Below are 17,964 nucleotides of genomic sequence, written 5' to 3' on the forward strand. Positions count from 1 at the left end.
AGCAGGTTCATGTCGGTATCAGTGCTTGACATGTCGATGTCGCTCGACGGGTACATCGCGGGCCCGAACGACAAACCGGGCAACGCCGGTGGCGACGGCTTCGTCCGGCTCCACGAATGGGGCCTCACGGCGGACGGGGAGTTCCGCCGGTCCGGTCCGGCCGGGGAGGTGCTCGGCGAAATGGCGACGTCCGGCGCGGTCCTGGCGGGACGGCGTACCGCGGAGCAGGTCGATCACTGGGGCGGTGATCACAACGGCCAGGGCATCCCGATCTTCGTGGCCAGCCATCGGCCACCCGACCCGTCCGTGGCGAACTATCCGCTGGTCACCTACGTGACCGACGGCATCGAAAACGCGATGGCGCAAGCCAAGGCCGCCGCCGGGGATCGGCACGTGCACGTGATCGGCGCCTACACGGCGCAGCGGGCGATCGAGGCCGGGGTGCTGGACGAGGTGCAGGTCCATCTGGTGCCGGTGCTGTTCGGAGGTGGCCGGCGATTGTTCGACGTGCTGCCGTCGCGCGTGGAGCTCCACGTCGTCCGGGTGATCGACACACCGGAGGCCACCCACATCCGCTACCGCATCCGCCGCTGAGCCGTTTGGAGACGCTGGGCCGGGCCAGGACGGTCCCCATCCGGCAGCTCTCCTGGCCACCACTGCCGTGGACGAGGGTCGCGGCCGGTGAGACCGGCTCTACTGATACCGACTTATCGTCGCCGACCCGGACCGATTTGGGTTATGACCACCACACAACAATGGAGGTAAGCGCAGTGAAGCGCATCGGCATCATCGGAGTGGGCGAGATCGGCCGGGCCATCGTGACGGGTTTGTGTGACGGGGACGACGAGCCGCCGGCAATATTCCTCTCACCTCGAGGAACGGGCACGGTCGCGGAACTGTCCGAGCGCTTCGAGGGCGTGTGGGTGTGCGCCGACAACCAGGATGTGGTGAACCGGTCCGAGGTGGTGATCATCGCCGTACGCCGCCAGGACCGGGACGAAGCCCTCACCGGCCTCAGAGTGGAGGGCGACAAACCGGTGGTCAGCGTGATGGCCTGCGTTGGCATCGATGATCTGCGTCAGACACTGGCCACTGACGTCCCGCTGGTCCGGGCCATTCCTCTGCCCGCCGTACGCGAACGCCGCTCCGTCACGGTGACGTGCCCGTCGCATCCGACGGTGGACGCCCTCTTCGAGCGCCTGGGCGGAGTGCTTACGGTCGGGGACGAGGCGGCCTTCGACGTCTTCTCCGCGCTGACGGGCACGCTGACCACCCACTACTGGTATCTCGCCACCCTCACCTCGTGGGCCGCCGGCCACGGCATCGCCCCCGACGACGCTGACAGTTACGTTCGCGGCCTCTTCCAGGGCGTCGGCCGCGCCCTGGGCGACAAGACCCGCTCCCTGCACCTGCTCGCCGCCGACCACGAGACCCCGAACGGAATCAACGAACGCATCCGCACCACATGGTTCGACCAGGCCAATTCCGAAGCCCTTAACAAGGCCCTCGATGACCTCCTCACCGACCTTCAGGGACAACGGGACAGCGGTCAGCGATAACAGCAACTTCACATCCCGTCTTCCGCAACTATCCATTCGGCACGTGGGACGTGACGAGGCCAGGGCACGCCTGCGATCGATCAGTCGTCGAAGTAGGCCCTCGCAACGGCGTAGGTGTCCTCGTAGAGGTGGTAGCGGGTGATCCGCCCGTCCCGGACCGTGGTGTGCAGAGCGAACGCGGTGTCGATTTCCCGGCCCGTCTTCTTGACCTCGGAGAGCATGCGCCCAATGAGCACAACGTCGTCGCCTTCGGCGATTACCTGATGGAGTTCGAACTCCTTGGCCTGCACATGGGTCTGGAGCAACTCGAAGAACGTCCGCATGTCCTCCGCCGAGCCGACCTCCGGCACCCATGGAATGCCCGGCGGATGCGGGATCGAGAACGACACCGAGTCAGCGAACAATGCCGCCGCCTCCGCGCTCTTCCCCTCGGCCAGCAGGGGGAACAAGCGTTGTACAGTCTGCGCCGGTGACTCTGCCGTCATGGGCGTCGACTCTACAGGTCGAACATTTCCTGCAAGCCCATCATGTCCCGATTCATCGATGAGCTCAACCGCGCTGAGAACCCAGTAATGACGCCCGCCCACAGGTGTGTGCCGACTCCGGCAGCCCCGGGCGACGCCGGCGCTTCAAGGTCGACCATTGCGGGAGCCGTTGACCGACGTGTCACCAGCCGCAAATGAGGGCGATGTGGGCGGCCGAGTTGGACCGGGTGCGGGGAGCCCGGCAGGCGGTGAGGACGGTCAGCGCTGCTGCGGCGGGCAGAGGGGCGGCGTGTCGCCGGGGTGCGCCGTCCGGAGGTGGGGGCGCGCGACGGTCGGTCATGTATGCCCACCCGGTGGTGCGGCCTTTGGGCAGGCGCGGGAGGACCCGGACGGTGCCGAGAGCCCAACACGTAATCGACCGCGCCACCCTTGGAGGCCCCTGGGCGAGGCGTGTTACCTCATCGTCGTGCGGTGCGTCCTGGTGGTGACACCGTCGTAGACCGGGGGACCGGTGACCGAAGAGGAACAGCTCGCTGCGAAGTTCGATGGCCAGCGCCCTTACCTCCAGGCGATCGCGTTCCGCGTGCTCGGGTCGCACGCCGACGCCGACGACGCCGTCCAGGAGGCGTGGCTGCGGCTTGCGCGGACCGGCGGCGGTGAGATCGAGGATCTGCGCGGGTGGCTCACCACGGTGACGGGCCGGATCTGCCTGGACATGCTCCGCAGGCGCGGGGCACGGGGCGAGCAGCCGCTGGAGTTCGACGTCGGCGTGCTGCAGCGGGAGACGATCACCGACTCCCGGCTTGATCCCGAGGCAGAGGCGGTGCTCGCTGATCGGTCGGTCTCGCGCTGTATGTCGTCATGGACGCCCTCACCCCGGCGGAACGGGTGTCGTTCGTGCTCCACGACGTCTTCGAGGTCCCGTTCGACGCGATCGCGGCCATCTAACCCACCTCACACGGGACCATGCACAGGCATCCCGGCGACGCTGGCTCGCCCTCAAGTCGCCGTCCTCACCCACCTCATCGGGCTGGACGAGCTCGAGTCCACGAACTGACCGGCTCCTGCGCATCGAAGGGCCGTCCCTTCGGGCATGACCGCACCGTGCGGCGGTTCGCGCCCGTCGGAGGCCGCGTTGCCATCGGGAGGTGGAGCCGGGCGGGCACGAGTGGCCCGCCCGGCTCCACCTTCGCTAGTACCCGGCCATCAGGGTGAAGGTGAAGCCGGTGCTCGTCGTGCGGCGCAGCGGAGTGTCGCACTTGATCCGCCGCAGTACCTCGTTCCTGCTGAGGCCGAGCCCGCGCGCGATGAGCCGATCCGGGCGGACCGGGACCGGGTCCTCGAGGACGACCTGCACCTGTACCGGCCACGCCTCGTCCAGCGGAACCGGTGTGGTGTGCAGCCTCCAGGCCCCCCTCCAGTCCAGGGTGTAGCGGTTGCGTCGGGCGAGCAGCGGATCCAGCAGCCTGGACGCCACCATTTCCGGATCGTTGACGCGGTAGGCGTGGAGTGCGGCCGGATCGAAGGATCGGACCGGTACTCGCTGGTGCACGGTGAGCTTGCTCGTCCGGTCGCAGGACACGCATTGGACCAGCAGCCACACGTCCAGCAGCTTGCCGTTGGCGTTGACCCGGAACCTGCCCTCGCCGGTCGTGGCCGTCTCCGACCGGCAGTCCACGCACCGCAGGGACAGGAGAGGCAGCCTGGTTCGGCGGACGACCCAGGGCAGCCCAATATGAGGTTGTGAAGACATGATCTCTCTAGACCTGACACGAGGCCGATTACGCGCGGCCTCGAACGCTGTATGACCGGGCGCGCCTGGGCAGCCCGGCGGAACCGACGGCAGCGTCGGCTACAGGTGAGCGGAAGAAGGTGTCAGGTCTAAAGAGCAGGCGGGGTCACGCGGTCTGTCCTCTGTCCTCACTACGACGGGCCGTAGGCAACCTATGGGAGCGCGGAAGGAAGCATCAAACGGTTTATGGCCGAGGTTCCGTCAAGGTCAATGGAGGTCCCTCGACGCGAAGGCGGCTCAGCTCCCGGCCCGGCCGAGGACGCAGAACTCGTTGCCCTCCGGGTCCGCTAGGACGGTCCACGGGACGTCGCCCTGGCCGAGGTCGATGTCGACCGCCCCGAGGGTTCGCAGGCGGGCCACCTCCGCCTCCTTGCCGTCAACGGGGTCCGGTAGAAGGTCGAGATGGACGCGGTTCCACCATGACCTCTCGCCAGGTGCGCGGAGGAACTCCAGGTAGGGTCCGATGCCCTCGGAAGAACGCAGCACCGCGTGATCGTCGGTGACCTCGTGCAGGGTCCAGTCCAGCGCCTCGTCCCAGAACCGGGCCATGGCCCGCGGGTCCGCGCAGTCGACCACCACCACGGCGATCGGCCCGGTGTCACGGTAGATCTCCCGGGGCTCCAGCACGCAGAACACGTTGCCCTCCGGGTCGGCCAGGACCGTCCACGGGACGTCGCCCTGGCCCACGTCCGCGGGCGTCGCCCCGAGATCCTTCAGGCGCGAGACCAGCTCCGCCTGGTGGGCCTCGGAGGTGGTGGCGAGATCGATGTGCACGCCGTACTTCACCGTTTCGGGGTCCGGGACGGCGACGAAATCGATGCAGACGGCGCTGGGATCCGGCCAGGAGAAGCCCACGGGTTCGACGTTGGTCACACCCGGTCCCTCGCTGGAGACGCCCCAGCCGAGCGCCTCCGCCCAGAACCGGCCGAGGCGCGAGTCGTCCCCAGCCTTGTAGTTCACCTGAACAAGTCGCAGCGTCATAGCGCCCAACCTATGCCCAGACGAATGAGCGATAGGTATGGCCAGCGGGCCCCACCCCCTGGACTTGATCTTCCGTGTCCTCCCCGGCGGGCGCTCATGCCCTCGTGGTCCGTCCGACACGCCAGGGACACGGTCGCCACCGCCGACTCGGCGCCGGGTCGCGTTCACCGGTTGGCGGCTAGTACTGCCGCGAGGCCTTCTTGCAGGTCCTTGACGAAGTACCCGGGGACCTCCAGCGACGGGAAGTGCCCGCCTTTGGCGGGGGACCTCCAACGGACGATCTGTCGGTACCGCTCCTGCGCCCAGGGGCGCGGGCACTTCTCGATGTCGCGGGGATAGATGCTGATCGCTGACGGGACGTCGACCCGAAGTTCCGGGTCCATTGAGGCGTGGCTCTCGTAGTAGATGCGGGCTGCCGATGCGCCGGTCCGGGTCAGCCAGTACAGCGTGACATCGTCGAGAATTCGGTCTCTGGAGATCGTCTCGAACGGGCTGTCTTCGGTATCTGACCAGTCGGCGAACTTGTCGAGGATCCAGGCAAGAAGCCCGACCGGTGAGTCGACGAGCGAGTAGCCGATGGTCTGCGGTCGGGTCGCCTGCTGCTTCGCGTACGGCGCCCGGTGGTGCCAGAAATGGTGGGTTTCCTCAGTCCACCTGCGCTCGACCGTTGTCAGCCCGTCCGTTGTCAGCCCGGGTGGTCCCTCCGCGAAGGTGGTGTGGATGCCGAGAACCTGCTCCGGGAACCTGCCGCCGATGACCGTGGTGATATTTCCTCCCCAGTCACCGCCGTGGGCTGCGAACTTGCTGTAGCCGAGCCTTCCCATCAGCTCCACCCACGCGGCCGCGATCTTCTCGGTTCCCCATCCGGTGGTGGCCGGCTTGTCGCTGTAACCGAAGCCTGGCAGCGATGGACACACGACGTGGAACGCCGGCGTGCCCGCGTCTTTTGGATCTGCCAGTTCGTCCACCACGTCGATGAATTCGGCGATGCTGCCCGGCCAGCCGTGCGTCAGGATCAGCGGCGTGGCGTCTGCGCGCGCGGATCGGCGATGCAGGAAGTGGATCCCCAGATCGTCAATGGTCGTGCGGAACTGGCCGATCTGGTTGAGGCGCTCTTCGAACGACCGCCAGTCGTACCCGGTGCGCCAGTAGTCCACGACATCGACCAGGTCGGCGAGAGGAACGCCCTGGTCCCATCGGCGAGGGTCAGGCGCGGCGCGATGCACCGTCTCGGCCTCTGGCAGGCGCGCCGCGGCCAGTCGCCCGCGCAGATCGTCGAGGTCAGCGTCAGTCGCATGGGCTTCGAATGCCTGGACGTCGCTGGTCGGACGGAACATGAGACCTCCTGGCCTTGACGGAACCGGCTAAGACGGTTCTAGTGTGTCTTCATGCCCGCGCGCAACCCGCCGGCCCCGGGATCCTTCAGGAAGCCCCACCCCGGGGGCGGGGCGTTCACAGCGCAACCCGTGACCAGCCGCCGGCTCGCATACACGCCCGCCTGCCCCCGCGGCTTCGGGGTGCCGGATGGGCGATCGAGGCTAAGGTGGTTCCATGCGTGCTGGGTTCCCTGACTTTCGCCTCGGTAGCGTGCTGGCGACAAGCTTCACGGGGACTCTGACGGAACGTAATGGCACCCCTGTGGAGCGCATTCCCACACCGCAGCGACTCGTCGACTGGCTGGCAGTGAACGACCTAGCCGTGGACTCCTGCACCACTGCCCAACTCGAGCGTGCTCGGGAACTGAGGGAAGCGATCCACGCCGCCGCGACGGCGGCCGCGCTTCAGAGCGCTCTCCCTGTGTCGGCGATCCAGATCATCAATGACTGCAGCATTCAGGGTCGGGCCGCGGCCATCCTGACGCCCGACGGTGATCGTCAGTGGCGTTTCGGTGCGGATTCCTGTGTAGAAGATGCCCTGAGCGTGATCGCCGCCGATGCGATCAGCATCCTCGCAGGTGAGCGAGACGGAAAGTTGGCCTTGTGCGCGTCGCCAACGTGCCAGGCCGCCTTCTTCGACACCAGCCAGAGCCGCACCCGCAAATGGTGCGACATGAACACGTGCGGGAATCGCCAGAAGAAGGCACGCTTCCATGCCAACCACCGCAAGAATGAGAAAGCCACGCCCACGGGTGTCATCTAACCTCCTGAGACGCTAGACAGCGTGGAGATTGTGACTTCTCTGCGGCATAGGTGTTCGCCGTCTGATCAGCGTCCCAGGTGGAGCAGGCGGAGCACGTTCAACCCGAGTGCATGAGGATCGATAGTTCGACTCTGCCATCATGGGATATGCATGCGCCGTCGAGGTCGGGGGCCGGGACCCGGCGCGCCAGGTTGTGCGCGCCGTGGTCCACAGCACCCGATCAGATGGCCGGTCGGCAAACGGACCCAGGGAAACGCCGGGGTCGCCATCGCGGCGGCCTGCTGCGACCCCCGTGTCGACGGCTCAGCGGCTCAGGGCGGTCTCCTGCTGCACGCGTGACAGCTTCTCGGGGTTGCGGACGAAGTAGAGGCCGGTGATCAGGCCGTTCTCCACGCGCATCGCCAGGACGCCGTCGAGTTCCCCGTTCAGGCGGATGATGAGGCCCGGCCAGCCGTTGACCTGGACCGGCTCGACCGACGCGTCGTGGGTGAACCTGGTCAGGCCGGCGGAGAGCACGCGTCCCACCTTGCGGGCTCCCACGATGGGCCGCGGAACGGCCTGCTTGAGTCCGCCGCCATCGCTCAGGGCGACGACGTCGGGCGCGAGGATGTCGAGGAGGTCCTGCAGGTCGCCGGTTTCGACCGCTTTCTGGAAGGCGGCGAGTGCGGCTCGGGTGTCGGCGGGGGAGACGACGACGTCACGCGGGCGGCGGGCCGCGACGTGCGCCCGTGCCCGGTGCGCGATCTGGCGGACGGCGGCCGCGCTCTTGTCGACGGCCTCGGCGATCTCGTCGTAGGCCAGATCGAACACCTCGCGCAGCACGAACACCGCCCGCTCGGTCGGGGAGAGCGTCTCCATCACCAGCAGCATCGCCATCGAGACGCTGTCGGCCAGCTCCACGTCCTCGGCGACGTCCGGCGTGGTGAGCAGCGGCTCGGGCAGCCAGGGTCCGACGTAGGACTCCTTGCGGCGGCCGAGCGTGCGCAACCGGGTGAGCGCCTGGCGGGTGGTGATCCGAACCAGGTAGGCACGCTGGTCCCGGACGGTGTCCAGATCGACGCCCGCCCATCGCAGCCAGGTCTCCTGGAGGACGTCCTCCGCGTCCGCGGCCGAGCCGAGCATCTCGTAGGCCACGGTGAACAGCAGGTTGCGGTGGGTGACGAACGCCGCGGTGGCGGAGTCCACCTGATCGCCGGGAGTGCGAGGCTCGTCCGCCCCCGTGGTGTCCTCGCTCATGGCCCGCTCCTTCGGTCTCGACTGTGCCACACGCACAAGACAGCGGTACCCACTGATTTGTGACGGTGGTGTACGACACATCGCGGCGCTGTCACAGGGATCGGACCGCCGGCATCTCCATGTGCGTCAGGACGCCGCGCCGACGATTCGCGCGGCACGCACACCTCGCGGACAAGGACGCACTCATGGCAACCACGAAGGCGCCGGGCCCGGCGGTCTCGCCGCGCCGCTGGGCCGCGCTTCTCTTCATCGGCCTGGGCCAACTAATGATCATCCTGGACGCCACCGTGGTGAACATCGCGCTGCCGTCGCTCCAGCGGGACCTCGCGATCTCCGACGGCGACCGGCAGTGGATCATCACCGCGTACACGCTGGCGTTCGGCAGCCTGCTGCTGCTCGGCGGCCGGATCGCCGACTACACCGGCCGCAAGCGGGCCTTCCTGGTCGCGCTGCTCGGCTTCGCCGCCGCTTCGGCGCTCGGGGGCGCGGCGGCGAACGTCGAGATGCTGCTGGTGGCCCGTGCCCTGCAGGGAGGGTTCGGCGCGCTGCTCGGGCCGTCCGCGCTGTCGCTGCTGACGGTGACGTTCACCGAGCCGAAGGACCGCGCCAAGGCGTTCGGGATCTGGGGCGGCATCGCCGGAGCGGGCGGTGCGGTCGGCCTGCTGGTCGGCGGGGCGCTGACCGACTACCTGGACTGGCGCTGGTGCCTGTACGTCAACATCCCCATCGCCTTGCTCGCGGCGGTCGGCGGGTTCGCGTTGCTGGAGGAGTCGCGGCGCGACGGCAAGGCCAGGTTCGACGTCCCCGGCGTGCTGCTGGTGACCGGCGGGCTCGTCGCGGTCGTGTACGGCACCGGCCAGGCCGAGTCCGACGGCTGGGGCTCGGCGAAGGTCGTCAGCCTCCTGGCCGCCGGCGCGGTGCTGCTCGCCGCGTTCGCCTTCGTCGAGAGCCGGGTGCGGCAGCCGCTGCTGCCGCTGCGCGTGGTCGCCAGCCGCACCCGCGGCGGCGCCTACATGGCCGTGGGCATGGCCGTGATCGGGATGTTCGGGGCGTTCCTGTTCATGACCTACTACATGCAGGTCGTCAAGGGGTACTCGCCGGTGAAGACGGGCGTGGCCTTCCTCCCGATGGCCACGGTGGTCCTGCTCTCGGCCGGCGGGCTCACCACCCGGCTGCTGCCCAAGGTGCCGCCCCGGGCGCTGATCGTGCCCGGGATGGTCATCAGCTCCGCCGGCATGCTGTGGATGCTCACCCTGGAGACCGACACCGGGTACGCCGCCGGCGTGCTGGTCGCGCAGCTGCTGCTCGGCTTCGGCGCGGGCATGATCATGCCGGTGGCCATCAACTACGCCACCCACGGCGTCGCCAGGGACGACGCGGGCGTGGCCTCGGCCACCGTCAACACCGCGCAGCAGATCGGCGGCTCGATCGGCACCGCCCTGCTGAACACCATCGCCACCAGCGCGACCGTGGACTACCTGGCCTCGCACGGCACCAGCCCCGTCACGGCCAGGCAGGCGGTGGTGGAGGGGTTCGCGACGGCCAGTGCGTGGGCCGCGGGCATCATCCTGGTCGGCGCGCTGGTCGTGGCCGTGCTGATGAACACGCCGCGTCCCGACAACGCGCCCGTCGAGGACGCCGACGGCGCGGTGGACGCCGACAGCGCCGAGGCGCTGCTCGCCCACCCCTGATCCTCGGCGGATCACCCCGATGCGGCGTGGTCAAGGAATCACCGGATACGCGGTTCCCTGACCGCGCCGCCGGCGTGCCCGCCGTCGGCTCAGGCGTCGGGGCCGCCGGGCTTCACAGGCGGGAGGTTCGCGGCAACGTCCGCGAGGGCGCGGATGCGGGCGTTCTCGCGGGCGGTCACCCAGATGGGGCCGATCGGAACCGCGGGCAGATCGCGGATGGGAATGAGCTTGAGGTCGTGGCGGTGGGTCAGCAGCGAGGTGAAGGCGTCGACGCTCGGGTGGACGAGGTGCCCCCGGGCGACCGCGGCCGTCATCACGCCGTAGTCGTCATCACCGAGGTCGTAGGTGCGGTGGATCGGCTTGCCCGAGGGGGTGGCCGGCGGCACGAAATGGTCGAAGAGGACGCGGGGGAACCGGGGCGGCAGCGCGCTGGTGCGGCGGCCGGCGAGGTCTTCCACCGAGATCGAGTCCTTGGCCGCCAGCGGGTCGGCCGCCGCGGCCACCAGCACCCGGGCGGTGTGGTCGATCGCCGGGCCCGCGGTCAGGTCGGACTGCTCGTCGCGATCGAGGATGAGATACGAGATCAGGACGTCGATCTCGTTGCCGCGAAGCGGCTCGTAGAGGTCGGCGTACGGAACGTTGCTCAGGGAGAGGCGCCTTCCGGGGTGGCGGGCCTCGTAGGCGCGGATCAGATGGCTGAGGGCCTCGCCACCGGTTGGCAGCAGGAATCCGACGCGCAGCGTTCCGCCGGCCTGGCGGGCCTCGGCGCGGGCGTCGCGGAGAGCGTCCAGCAGCAGGCGGTAGGCGGGTTCGGCCTCGGCGCGGAGGCGGCGGCCCAGCGGGGTGAGGCGGACCCGGCGGCTGGTGCGCTCGAACAGCGGGGCGCCGATGTGGCGCTCCAGTGCGGCCACGGCCCGGCTCACCTGCGGCTGGGTGAGATGCAGCCGGTCGGCGGTGTGGCCGAAGTGCAGTTCGTCGGCCAGCGTCAGGAAGACCTCCAGCTGCCGTAAATCCATCGTCGACGTCTCCGGCCAGGTCGGTCACTATCCATGCGGCGTCCGCATCGATCGTTGCACAGATCGGTGTTGCCGGTCGATCCCGCCGATGCCCACTCTCGTAGGCAGTACGGGCTGCTCCTCCAGGTCTGAAGGTCTCCATGACACATGTGCTCAAGTCTCCGGTCACCGCCGCCGGCGGGCTGCGGCTGTCGCAGCCCGCCGGCCGGTGGGTGGTCGTGGCCACCTCGCTGGGGGCGGGCCTGGTGCTGCTGGAGACCACGGTCCTGAACGTCGCGCTGCCGGAGATCGCGCGCGAGCTGGGGACGGGCATGGCGGGCATGCAGTGGACGGTGAACGCGTTCGCGCTGGCGCTGTCCGCGCTGATCCTCGTCGGCGGCGCGCTCGGGGACCGCTACGGGCGGCGGCGGATGTACCTGGCGGGCCTCGTCCTGTTCGCGGTCGCCTCGCTGCTGGGCGGCTTCGCGCCGACCGTCGGCTGGCTGGTGGCCGCGCGGGCGCTGCAGGGCGTCGGGGCCGCGCTGCTCGTCCCGGGGTCCCTGGCGCTCATCCAGGCCTCGTTCCGGCCCGGCGACCGGGCGCGGGCGGTCGGCGCCTGGTCGGGCATGAGCGGGGTGGCCGGCGCGGCCGGGCCGCTGCTCGGCGGCGTGGTGGTCGATGTCGCGGGATGGCGCTGGGTGTTCTGGATCAACATCCCGATCGCGGCGGTGGTGGCGGGACTGGTGCTCCGCCACGTCCCCGAGACCCGCGACGAGGCGGTGCCCGGCCGTTTCGACGCGGCCGGGGCCGCGCTGGCGGCGATCGGTCTCGGCGGCCTGACCTACAGCCTCACCGACGCTTCCGGCGGCCTGCCGGTCGCCGTCGCGGCGGCCGCGGTCGGCATGCTCGCGATGGTCGCCTTCGTGCTGGTCGAACGGCGCGCCTCGGCGCCCATGCTGCCGCTGGGACTGTTCTCCGCCCGGGAGTTCAGCGCGGCGAACCTGGCATCGTTCTGCCTCTACGGGGCCGTCGCGGGGCTGTTCTTCCTGCTGCCGATGCAGCTCCAGATCACCAGCGGCTACTCGCCGCTGGCCACCGGGACGGCGCTGCTGCCGATCACGGTCGTGGTCCTCGTCCTGTCGCCCCGCGCGGGCACGCTCGTCACCCGCGCCGGCTCCCGCGTCCTGCTCACTGCGGGGTCCGTGGTCTGCGCGATCGGGGCGCTGATGGCGGTGCGGGTCGGCCCGGACGCCTCCTATGTGCCCGACGTGCTCCCGGTCATCGTCGCCACGGGGCTGGGCATCTCGGCGATCACCGCGCCGATCAGCGTGACGGTCCTGTCCGCCGTGCCGGACGGTCGCGCCGGCATCGCCAGCGGCGTCAACAACGGCGTCGCCCGCGCGGCGGGGCTGCTGGTCGTGGCCGCGCTGCCGCTGCTCGCGAACCTGCCCGAGGACGCCACTCGCAATCCAGAGGCCTTGAGCCAGGGGTTCGGTGTGAGCATGTTCGCCTGCGCCGCGCTGTTCCTGCTCGGTGCCCTGGTGGCCTGGTGGGGGATCGGTCGCGCGCCCCGTTCGCGGTAGCCGGAGGACGCCTCACTCGGGCATCTGCCGTCCATGGTGTTCGGCGACGGCGGTGAACGCCTCGGAGCCGAAGCGCGCGTTGCCGACCGCCCCCTCGTAGACGATCCCGGTTTCGTAACTGATGCCTCTGGCCCGCATGTCACTCCCCATCAATAGGTACTAGCCGTACCGCCGCTGGCCGAGCCGCGTCGTGCTCGGGATTTGCCGCTTACCGGCGGCTGACCACGACGGTGCGGCCGCCCGACACCGGCAGTCTCCGCGGCGACGCCGTGCTGCTGCTGCGCAACCAGTTCGTGGTGCGCGGGGTCCCGAACGCGCCCCGTCCGGCCCGTCAGCGGGCGAGAAGGCCGTCGATCACCCGGCGGACCTTGGTCATGGCTCCGGCGTCGCCGACGCGCAGGGCGGTGTTGGCGGACATCAGCACCGCGTCGATCTGGAAGGCGGCCAGGTCGGCGTCCAGGTCCGCGATCTCGCCGGCGTCGGCGGCGTGCCGCAGCTCGCCGGCGAGGACCGACAGCCACTCGCCGTGCTGGCGGAACAGGGCGTCGCGGACGGGCCCGGGGCGGCTGTCGAACTCGGGCAGGTTCGCCGCCCAGAAGCAGCCGCCGGTGAACAGCGGCGTCTCCGCGTAGACGATCCAGCGCTCGATCAGGGCGCGGAGCCGGGTCACGCCGGGAGACGCGGCCAGGGCGGGGCCGACGACCGCGTCGGCGAACTGCTCGCGCGCCGACTCGACGGCGGCGAGCTGCAGGTTCTCCTTCGTCCTGAACAGCGTCTGGATACCGCTCTTGGACAGCCCCAGGTCGCCGGCCAGCCGCCCGAGGCTGAGCCCGTTGAGCCCTTCGAGGGACGCGACGTCCACGGCATGGCGCGCGATGGTCCGCCGCGTCCGCGCACCGCGCACCAGGCGCCCGTCCGTCACCGCTGCTTCGTTCATCGGCGCCATCCTGCCACATCCCGCCAAACTAGACATACGACCGATCGTATGTTTAACTCCGAGCCCGGGCAACGGCCGCACACCAGAGGGAGAGCCGATGAACGGAGATCGGATGTTCGAGCTGGCGCAGGCGCTGGCCGTGGCGAAGAGCCGGCAGGACGTGCCCGCGGCCATGCGGCTTCTCCACCGCGACATGGTGCTGGAGACCCCCGCCTTCGGTACCAGGGCGAGGGGCACGGCCGAGAACGAGAAGGTGCTGACCCTGTTCTTCAGGGCCTTCCCGGACTACGACGTCGAGCTGGAAGGACACGCCTCCAACGCGGACTCGCTGGTCTGCTGGGGGACGGTGCGGATGACCATGACCGGTGACCGGTTCGGCGTGGTCCCGAACGGCCGCCGCGCCGAGCTGCCCGTGTTCATCCGGTTCACCTTCAAGGACGACCTGATCGCCGGTGAACGGTTCTTCTTCGACCTGGCGACGCTGTGCGCTCAGAGCGGCGTGTCGACCGACGCCGTCCGCAAGCTCCTGTTCGGGGACGCCGCGATGGGGGAGGAGCGGTGACCTCCGACACGCGCGTCAAGCCGATCGGCGGCATCGAGACGGAGCACCTGTTCGACATCGTCGTCGACCTGGATCCTCCGCTGGTCATCGGCGGACCCTCCGGCCAGCGGGTCCTGTTCGGCAGCGCCGGGGGGACGTTCGAAGGCCCCGACCTGCGCGGGGACGTGCTGCCCGGCGGCGGCGACTGGGCGGTGTTCCGCCCGGACGGGTCCATGACGCTGGACGTCCGGCTGACCCTGCGCACCCACGACGGCGCCCTGGTGCAGATGACCTACGAAGGACGCTGGATCGTCCCGCCGGAGCTGCGAGCCGACATCGCCGACCCGGAGAAGCGGCACCGGATCGACCCGGCCCGCTACTACTTCCGCACCAGCCCGCTTTTCGAGACCGGCGCCGAGCAGTACGCATGGTTGAACGGCATCGTCTGCGCCGGCTCGGGATACCTGGTCGAAGGCGGCGTCGCCTACAAGGTCTCCCGGATCCTCTGACGGCCCGTCAGCCGTAGCTCAGCGGCAGCGACGGCCACACGAAGGCATGCGCGTACCAGGCGCCCGCGTCGCCGCGGGCGGGCCGCCTGCCGTAGGTGACCGCGATGGCGGCGATGTGGGCACCGCGGCCGCCTTCGCCGTCCGCCGCGTCGTCGCCGGACGGCCCCGCGGTCGTCTGCTGCAGGATCTCGCCGAGCAGCAGGCGGGTCGGCGCGTGCAGCTCCAGCCGCAGGACGAGCGATCCGCGGCACCGGGCGGTCGCCCGGGCGACGAAGTCCTGCAGCAGCGGCGCGAGCCGATCGGTGAGACTCGCCGCCGCCGGACCCGGCTCCCATACATGCAGGGCGTTCTGGACGATCGAGCGGACGTGGCCCGCCGCGGCCCGCCCGCTCGGCAGCTGCCATCGGCCCGTGTGCGGAACCGGCCGCGATGCACCAGGGCCGGGAAGGATCGTCATGTGCTTTCTCCGATCACGAACATGCTCCGGGCCCGCGGACCCTCGCCCGGCGTCGCCGGGCGGCACGCAGTCGTCACCTCATCGGATTGGTGCCCCGCGTGCCCGCGCTCATGCCACCGGCACGGCGCGGATCACCCGGCGTACCGCAGGTCAGGTGTTCCTCGACGATACGCCCCGCCGGCGCCGTCCGCCGGAGCGGTTCCGGCGTGGCTCGCCGACCGGTGCCGGGGCGCCGGCGGCCGGGGAGCGGGCGCCGGTGATCCTGGCGAGCTCGCCGTCGCCCGGCCGCACCTCGGTCGCCCGCGGGGTGATGCCCGCCGCGGCCATCAGCGCGTCGGTCTCCCGGCGCTGGTGCGGCAGGACGAGGGTGACGACGGTGCCGGGCCGCCCGGCGCGGGCGGTGCGTCCGCCCCGGTGCAGGTAGTCCTTGTGGTCGGCGGGCGGGTCGACGTTGACGACCAGGTCGAGGTCGTCGACGTGGATGCCCCGCGCGGCGACGTTGGTCGCGATCAGGACGGCCACGTCGCCCGTCCGGAAGCCCGCGAGGGTGCGGTTGCGCTGGGACTGGGTCTTGCCGCCGTGCAGGGCCGCGGCGCGGATGCCGCGGGACGCCAGCTTGCGGGCGAGCCGGTCCGCGCCGTGCTTCTTGCCGACGAACATGATCACACGGCCGTCCCGGGCCGCGATGTGCGCGATCGTCTCGTGCTTGTCGGTGTCGCTGAGGTGCAGCAGGTGGTGTTCCATCGTGGTGACGGCCCCGGAGGGCGGGTCGACCGAGTGCGTCACCGGGTCGGTGAGGAACCGCCGGACCAGCTTGTCGACGTCGCCGTCGAGCGTCGCGGAGAACAACATCCGCTGGCCGTCGGCGGGAGTCTGCTCCAGCAGGCGGGTGACCTGCGGCAGGAACCCCATGTCGGTCATCTGGTCGGCCTCGTCCAGCACGGTGATCTCCACCTGGTGGAGGCGGCAGTCGCCGCGGTCGATCAGGTCGGCGAGCCGTCCCGGGGTGGCGATCAGGACGTCCGCCCCCTGCGCCAGAGCGGCGGACTGCCGTCCGATCGACATTCCGCCGACGACGCTGAGCAGCCGCAGGCGGAGGGCGCCGGCGTACGGGGCGAGGGCATCGGTGACCTGCTGGGCCAGCTCACGGGTGGGCACGAGGACCAGGGCCAGCGGGCGCCGGGACTCGGCCCGCCGACCGGTGAGGCGGGCGAGGAGTGCGAGACCGAAGGCGAGGGTCTTGCCGGACCCGGTCCGGCCGCGTCCGAGGACGTCCCGGCCGGCGAGCGCGTTCGGCAGCGTCGCCGCCTGGATGGGGAACGGCGCGGTCACGCCCTCGCGGGTCAGCGACGCCAGCAGCTCCGGCGGCATCCGCAGCTCGGAGAAGGACGTGACCGGGGGGAGGCCCGGAGTCGCGGGCGGCCGCCCGCCGTCACCGTCCGGGCGGGTCCCCCGGCGGTGCCGGCCGGGGCGGGACCGCGCGGTGCGGCCCCGGCCTGATGATCGATTCGATCGGTCGGGAAACGGCAAGGTGGAACCTTCCTCGCAGATAGCACGTGTCGAGGAGTGCTCCGCTGCGCGACAAGGCGACGCAACGGGGGCCCTCACGGGGCCGCCCGCTGCGCCGCCGGGGAGATTCAGGCGGGGACGATGTTCTCCGCCTGCAGCCCCTTCTGGCCCTGAGTGATGTCGAACGACACCTTCTGGCCCTCCTGGAGCTCGCGGAAGCCCTGGGCCGCGATGTTGGAGTAGTGGGCGAAGACGTCGGCGCCGCCGCCGTCCTGCTCGATGAAGCCGAAGCCCTTTTCCGCGTTGAACCACTTGACGGTGCCGGTGGCCATGGTCATCTCCTTTTGGCTCGGTCCCGGTCCCACACCTTGTGGGTCCGAGGACGCCGCGATGACCCATCCGGAAGATCCAGAAAACAAAAAGTGCGCCTGTGGTTGATCCGCAGGCGCACGCAAATGCTTGGGAACCGCAACTGAACCGAACGTTACCACATGCCTCGGCGATGGCCAGGGCGCGGGGACGGCGCGGCGCGGGAAATTCCAGATCAAAAGCGGATCCGGTTCCCGCCACGCCCCGGAGAGGCGCATACTGGCGGTGATGAAACCCCCTCGAGCCGCACGGCGGCGACACCTGCCCACCAGCCCCTTCGAGCCACCGCCGCCCGCCCCGCCCGTCAAGGTCTTCGACGTGGCGGACCGGGTCACCCACGACAAGTACGGCCTCGGCCGCGTCACCGAGGTGGAGGCGCACGCCGTCCTCGTCGACTTCGGAGCGCGCACGGTCCGGATCCTCGCCCCCTACGCCAAGCTCTTCCCGCTCTGACACGCGGTCGCCCGCGTCACGGTCGTCCACGGCCGCCGTCAGGAGGTCGCGTGCGCCCCGTCCGCCGGCGCGGGCCCGGCCGCACGCCGCTCCTCGGCCAGTTCGATCAGCCTCGCCCCGAGGTCGGCGAACAGCAGCAGGTCCCGCGCGAGCGCGGCGGTGAACGGCGGTGCCCCCGGCGAGCCGGCGACCGCGAGCACCCCGCGGATGGCCTCACCCGTTTCCAGCGGCAGCATCAGGATGGGCCCGGCCGGCAGCTCGCTGAGCCCCTGGTCCACCGCGACACGCGATGACAGGGGCCGCCGCGAGCTGAACGCCCGGCCGATCATGGAACGGCCCCGGCGGACGGTCAGGCCGCGGATCCTGTCGGCGGCGGGTCCCACCGCCACATCGATGCGCAGCGTCCCGCCGCCCTCCTCGGGCAGCGCCACGAACGCGAGCGGCACGCGTGCCATGGCGCGGGCGTGCTCGGCGAGAAGGGCCAGGGCCTCCACCGGATCGGCGCCGGCCAGGACGGCCGCCATCAGGTCGAACGACGCGGCCAGGCGGTGCCGCCCGTCGGCCGGCCGTGGCCCTGCGGGGGGCCGCCACCTGATCGGCGGGCCCTCTTCCCCGATGATGGCACCACTGCGGGGGGCCTCCCGGGGAGCGTCTCGCTCCTGCGATGCTGCGGGATCCGCCATGTTCAGGCCGCCGCCGATCCGCCGGCGAGCCGGGCGGCCGGGGCG

21 protein-coding genes are annotated in these 17,964 nt (G+C 70.5%); 9 read left to right on the plus strand and 12 right to left on the minus strand.

Annotated elements, in window-relative coordinates; all coding sequences use genetic code 11:
* Positions 1-9: 9 nt before the first annotated feature.
* On the plus strand, positions 10-594 hold the full coding sequence (locus BM339_RS24395) for a dihydrofolate reductase family protein (RefSeq protein WP_075022330.1): 585 nt from the start codon (positions 10-12) through the stop codon (positions 592-594).
* A gap of 176 nt (positions 595-770) precedes the next feature.
* On the plus strand, positions 771-1,559 hold the full coding sequence (locus BM339_RS24400) for an NAD(P)-binding domain-containing protein (RefSeq protein WP_256255438.1): 789 nt from the start codon (positions 771-773) through the stop codon (positions 1,557-1,559).
* A gap of 80 nt (positions 1,560-1,639) precedes the next feature.
* Here BM339_RS24400 and BM339_RS24405 read toward each other — a convergent pair whose 3' ends face one another.
* Complete coding sequence (locus BM339_RS24405; RefSeq protein WP_075022332.1) at positions 1,640-2,044, minus strand: nuclear transport factor 2 family protein; 405 nt, start codon at positions 2,042-2,044, stop codon at positions 1,640-1,642.
* Between the two features lie 511 nt (positions 2,045-2,555).
* Here BM339_RS24405 and BM339_RS24410 point away from each other — a divergent pair.
* The gene (locus BM339_RS24410) at positions 2,556-3,101 is read left to right on the plus strand and encodes a sigma factor (protein ID WP_075022333.1); all 546 of its coding nucleotides are present in this window, start codon (positions 2,556-2,558) and stop codon (positions 3,099-3,101) included.
* Positions 3,102-3,236: 135 nt separating this feature from the next.
* Here BM339_RS24410 and BM339_RS24415 read toward each other — a convergent pair whose 3' ends face one another.
* The 3 genes from BM339_RS24415 to BM339_RS24425 form a co-directional block, all read right to left on the minus strand.
* Positions 3,237-3,722 (minus strand): DUF1062 domain-containing protein, encoded by a 486-nt coding sequence (locus tag BM339_RS24415; RefSeq protein WP_256255439.1) that lies wholly within the window; start codon positions 3,720-3,722, stop codon positions 3,237-3,239.
* A gap of 351 nt (positions 3,723-4,073) precedes the next feature.
* Complete coding sequence (locus BM339_RS24420; protein WP_075022335.1) at positions 4,074-4,817, minus strand: VOC family protein; 744 nt, start codon at positions 4,815-4,817, stop codon at positions 4,074-4,076.
* Positions 4,818-4,981: 164 nt separating this feature from the next.
* The gene (locus tag BM339_RS24425; RefSeq protein ID WP_075022336.1) at positions 4,982-6,154 is read right to left on the minus strand and encodes an epoxide hydrolase family protein; all 1,173 of its coding nucleotides are present in this window, start codon (positions 6,152-6,154) and stop codon (positions 4,982-4,984) included.
* A gap of 214 nt (positions 6,155-6,368) precedes the next feature.
* Here BM339_RS24425 and BM339_RS24430 point away from each other — a divergent pair, with 214 nt between their 5' ends.
* Complete coding sequence (locus BM339_RS24430) at positions 6,369-6,956, plus strand: CGNR zinc finger domain-containing protein (protein ID WP_075022337.1); 588 nt, start codon at positions 6,369-6,371, stop codon at positions 6,954-6,956.
* A gap of 303 nt (positions 6,957-7,259) precedes the next feature.
* On the opposite strand, the gene BM339_RS24435 is transcribed toward BM339_RS24430, so the two are convergent.
* Entirely contained in the window at positions 7,260-8,192 is a 933-nt protein-coding gene (locus BM339_RS24435; RefSeq protein WP_075022338.1) for an RNA polymerase sigma-70 factor, read from the minus strand.
* A 185-nt stretch (positions 8,193-8,377) separates the two neighbouring features.
* Between BM339_RS24435 and BM339_RS24440 the strand changes: the two genes are divergently transcribed.
* Positions 8,378-9,883 carry an MFS transporter gene (locus BM339_RS24440; protein ID WP_075022339.1) on the plus strand — a complete coding sequence of 502 codons (1,506 nt, stop codon included), beginning with the start codon at positions 8,378-8,380 and terminating at the stop codon, positions 9,881-9,883.
* Between the two features lie 89 nt (positions 9,884-9,972).
* Here the strand turns inward: BM339_RS24440 and BM339_RS24445 are convergent, their stop codons facing one another.
* Positions 9,973-10,899 (minus strand): LysR family transcriptional regulator, encoded by a 927-nt coding sequence (locus BM339_RS24445; RefSeq protein ID WP_021594801.1) that lies wholly within the window; start codon positions 10,897-10,899, stop codon positions 9,973-9,975.
* 140 nt (positions 10,900-11,039) lie between these two features.
* On the opposite strand from BM339_RS24445, the gene BM339_RS24450 reads away from it, so the two are divergent.
* A complete protein-coding gene (locus tag BM339_RS24450; RefSeq protein WP_143118581.1) occupies positions 11,040-12,461 on the plus strand; it encodes an MFS transporter in 1,422 nt (473 codons plus the stop codon).
* A gap of 12 nt (positions 12,462-12,473) precedes the next feature.
* Here the strand turns inward: BM339_RS24450 and BM339_RS51655 are convergent, their stop codons facing one another.
* Together BM339_RS51655 and BM339_RS24455 are read right to left on the minus strand one after the other, a co-directional pair.
* Entirely contained in the window at positions 12,474-12,599 is a 126-nt protein-coding gene (locus BM339_RS51655; protein WP_021594803.1) for a hypothetical protein, read from the minus strand.
* A 193-nt stretch (positions 12,600-12,792) separates the two neighbouring features.
* Complete coding sequence (locus BM339_RS24455; protein WP_177287776.1) at positions 12,793-13,398, minus strand: TetR/AcrR family transcriptional regulator; 606 nt, start codon at positions 13,396-13,398, stop codon at positions 12,793-12,795.
* 97 nt (positions 13,399-13,495) lie between these two features.
* Between BM339_RS24455 and BM339_RS24460 the strand changes: the two genes are divergently transcribed.
* Both BM339_RS24460 and BM339_RS24465 read left to right on the plus strand, forming a co-directional pair.
* The gene (locus BM339_RS24460; protein ID WP_218163746.1) at positions 13,496-13,960 is read left to right on the plus strand and encodes an ester cyclase; all 465 of its coding nucleotides are present in this window, start codon (positions 13,496-13,498) and stop codon (positions 13,958-13,960) included.
* The gene (locus tag BM339_RS24465; RefSeq protein WP_075022342.1) at positions 13,957-14,448 is read left to right on the plus strand and encodes a DUF3237 domain-containing protein; all 492 of its coding nucleotides are present in this window, start codon (positions 13,957-13,959) and stop codon (positions 14,446-14,448) included. The genes BM339_RS24460 and BM339_RS24465 overlap by 4 nt, the downstream gene beginning before the upstream one ends.
* A gap of 7 nt (positions 14,449-14,455) precedes the next feature.
* Here BM339_RS24465 and BM339_RS24470 read toward each other — a convergent pair whose 3' ends face one another.
* From BM339_RS24470 to BM339_RS24480, 3 genes are all read right to left on the minus strand, one after another.
* Positions 14,456-14,905 (minus strand): hypothetical protein, encoded by a 450-nt coding sequence (locus BM339_RS24470; protein WP_021594807.1) that lies wholly within the window; start codon positions 14,903-14,905, stop codon positions 14,456-14,458.
* Positions 14,906-15,055: 150 nt separating this feature from the next.
* Positions 15,056-16,435, minus strand: coding sequence for a DEAD/DEAH box helicase (locus BM339_RS24475; protein WP_024936224.1), 1,380 nt, complete (start codon positions 16,433-16,435; stop codon positions 15,056-15,058).
* Between the two features lie 107 nt (positions 16,436-16,542).
* Positions 16,543-16,746: a cold-shock protein gene (locus BM339_RS24480; protein WP_024936225.1), complete on the minus strand. Its 204-nt coding sequence runs from the start codon at positions 16,744-16,746 to the stop codon at positions 16,543-16,545.
* 265 nt (positions 16,747-17,011) lie between these two features.
* On the opposite strand from BM339_RS24480, the gene BM339_RS24485 reads away from it, so the two are divergent.
* Positions 17,012-17,236 (plus strand): hypothetical protein, encoded by a 225-nt coding sequence (locus tag BM339_RS24485; protein WP_024936226.1) that lies wholly within the window; start codon positions 17,012-17,014, stop codon positions 17,234-17,236.
* 38 nt (positions 17,237-17,274) lie between these two features.
* Here the strand turns inward: BM339_RS24485 and BM339_RS24490 are convergent, their stop codons facing one another.
* Complete coding sequence (locus tag BM339_RS24490; protein ID WP_021594811.1) at positions 17,275-17,760, minus strand: GAF domain-containing protein; 486 nt, start codon at positions 17,758-17,760, stop codon at positions 17,275-17,277.
* Positions 17,761-17,964: the final 204 nt, after the last annotated feature.

This window comes from Actinomadura madurae (assembly GCF_900115095.1).
In the GTDB taxonomy this organism is placed as follows: domain Bacteria; phylum Actinomycetota; class Actinomycetes; order Streptosporangiales; family Streptosporangiaceae; genus Spirillospora; species Spirillospora madurae.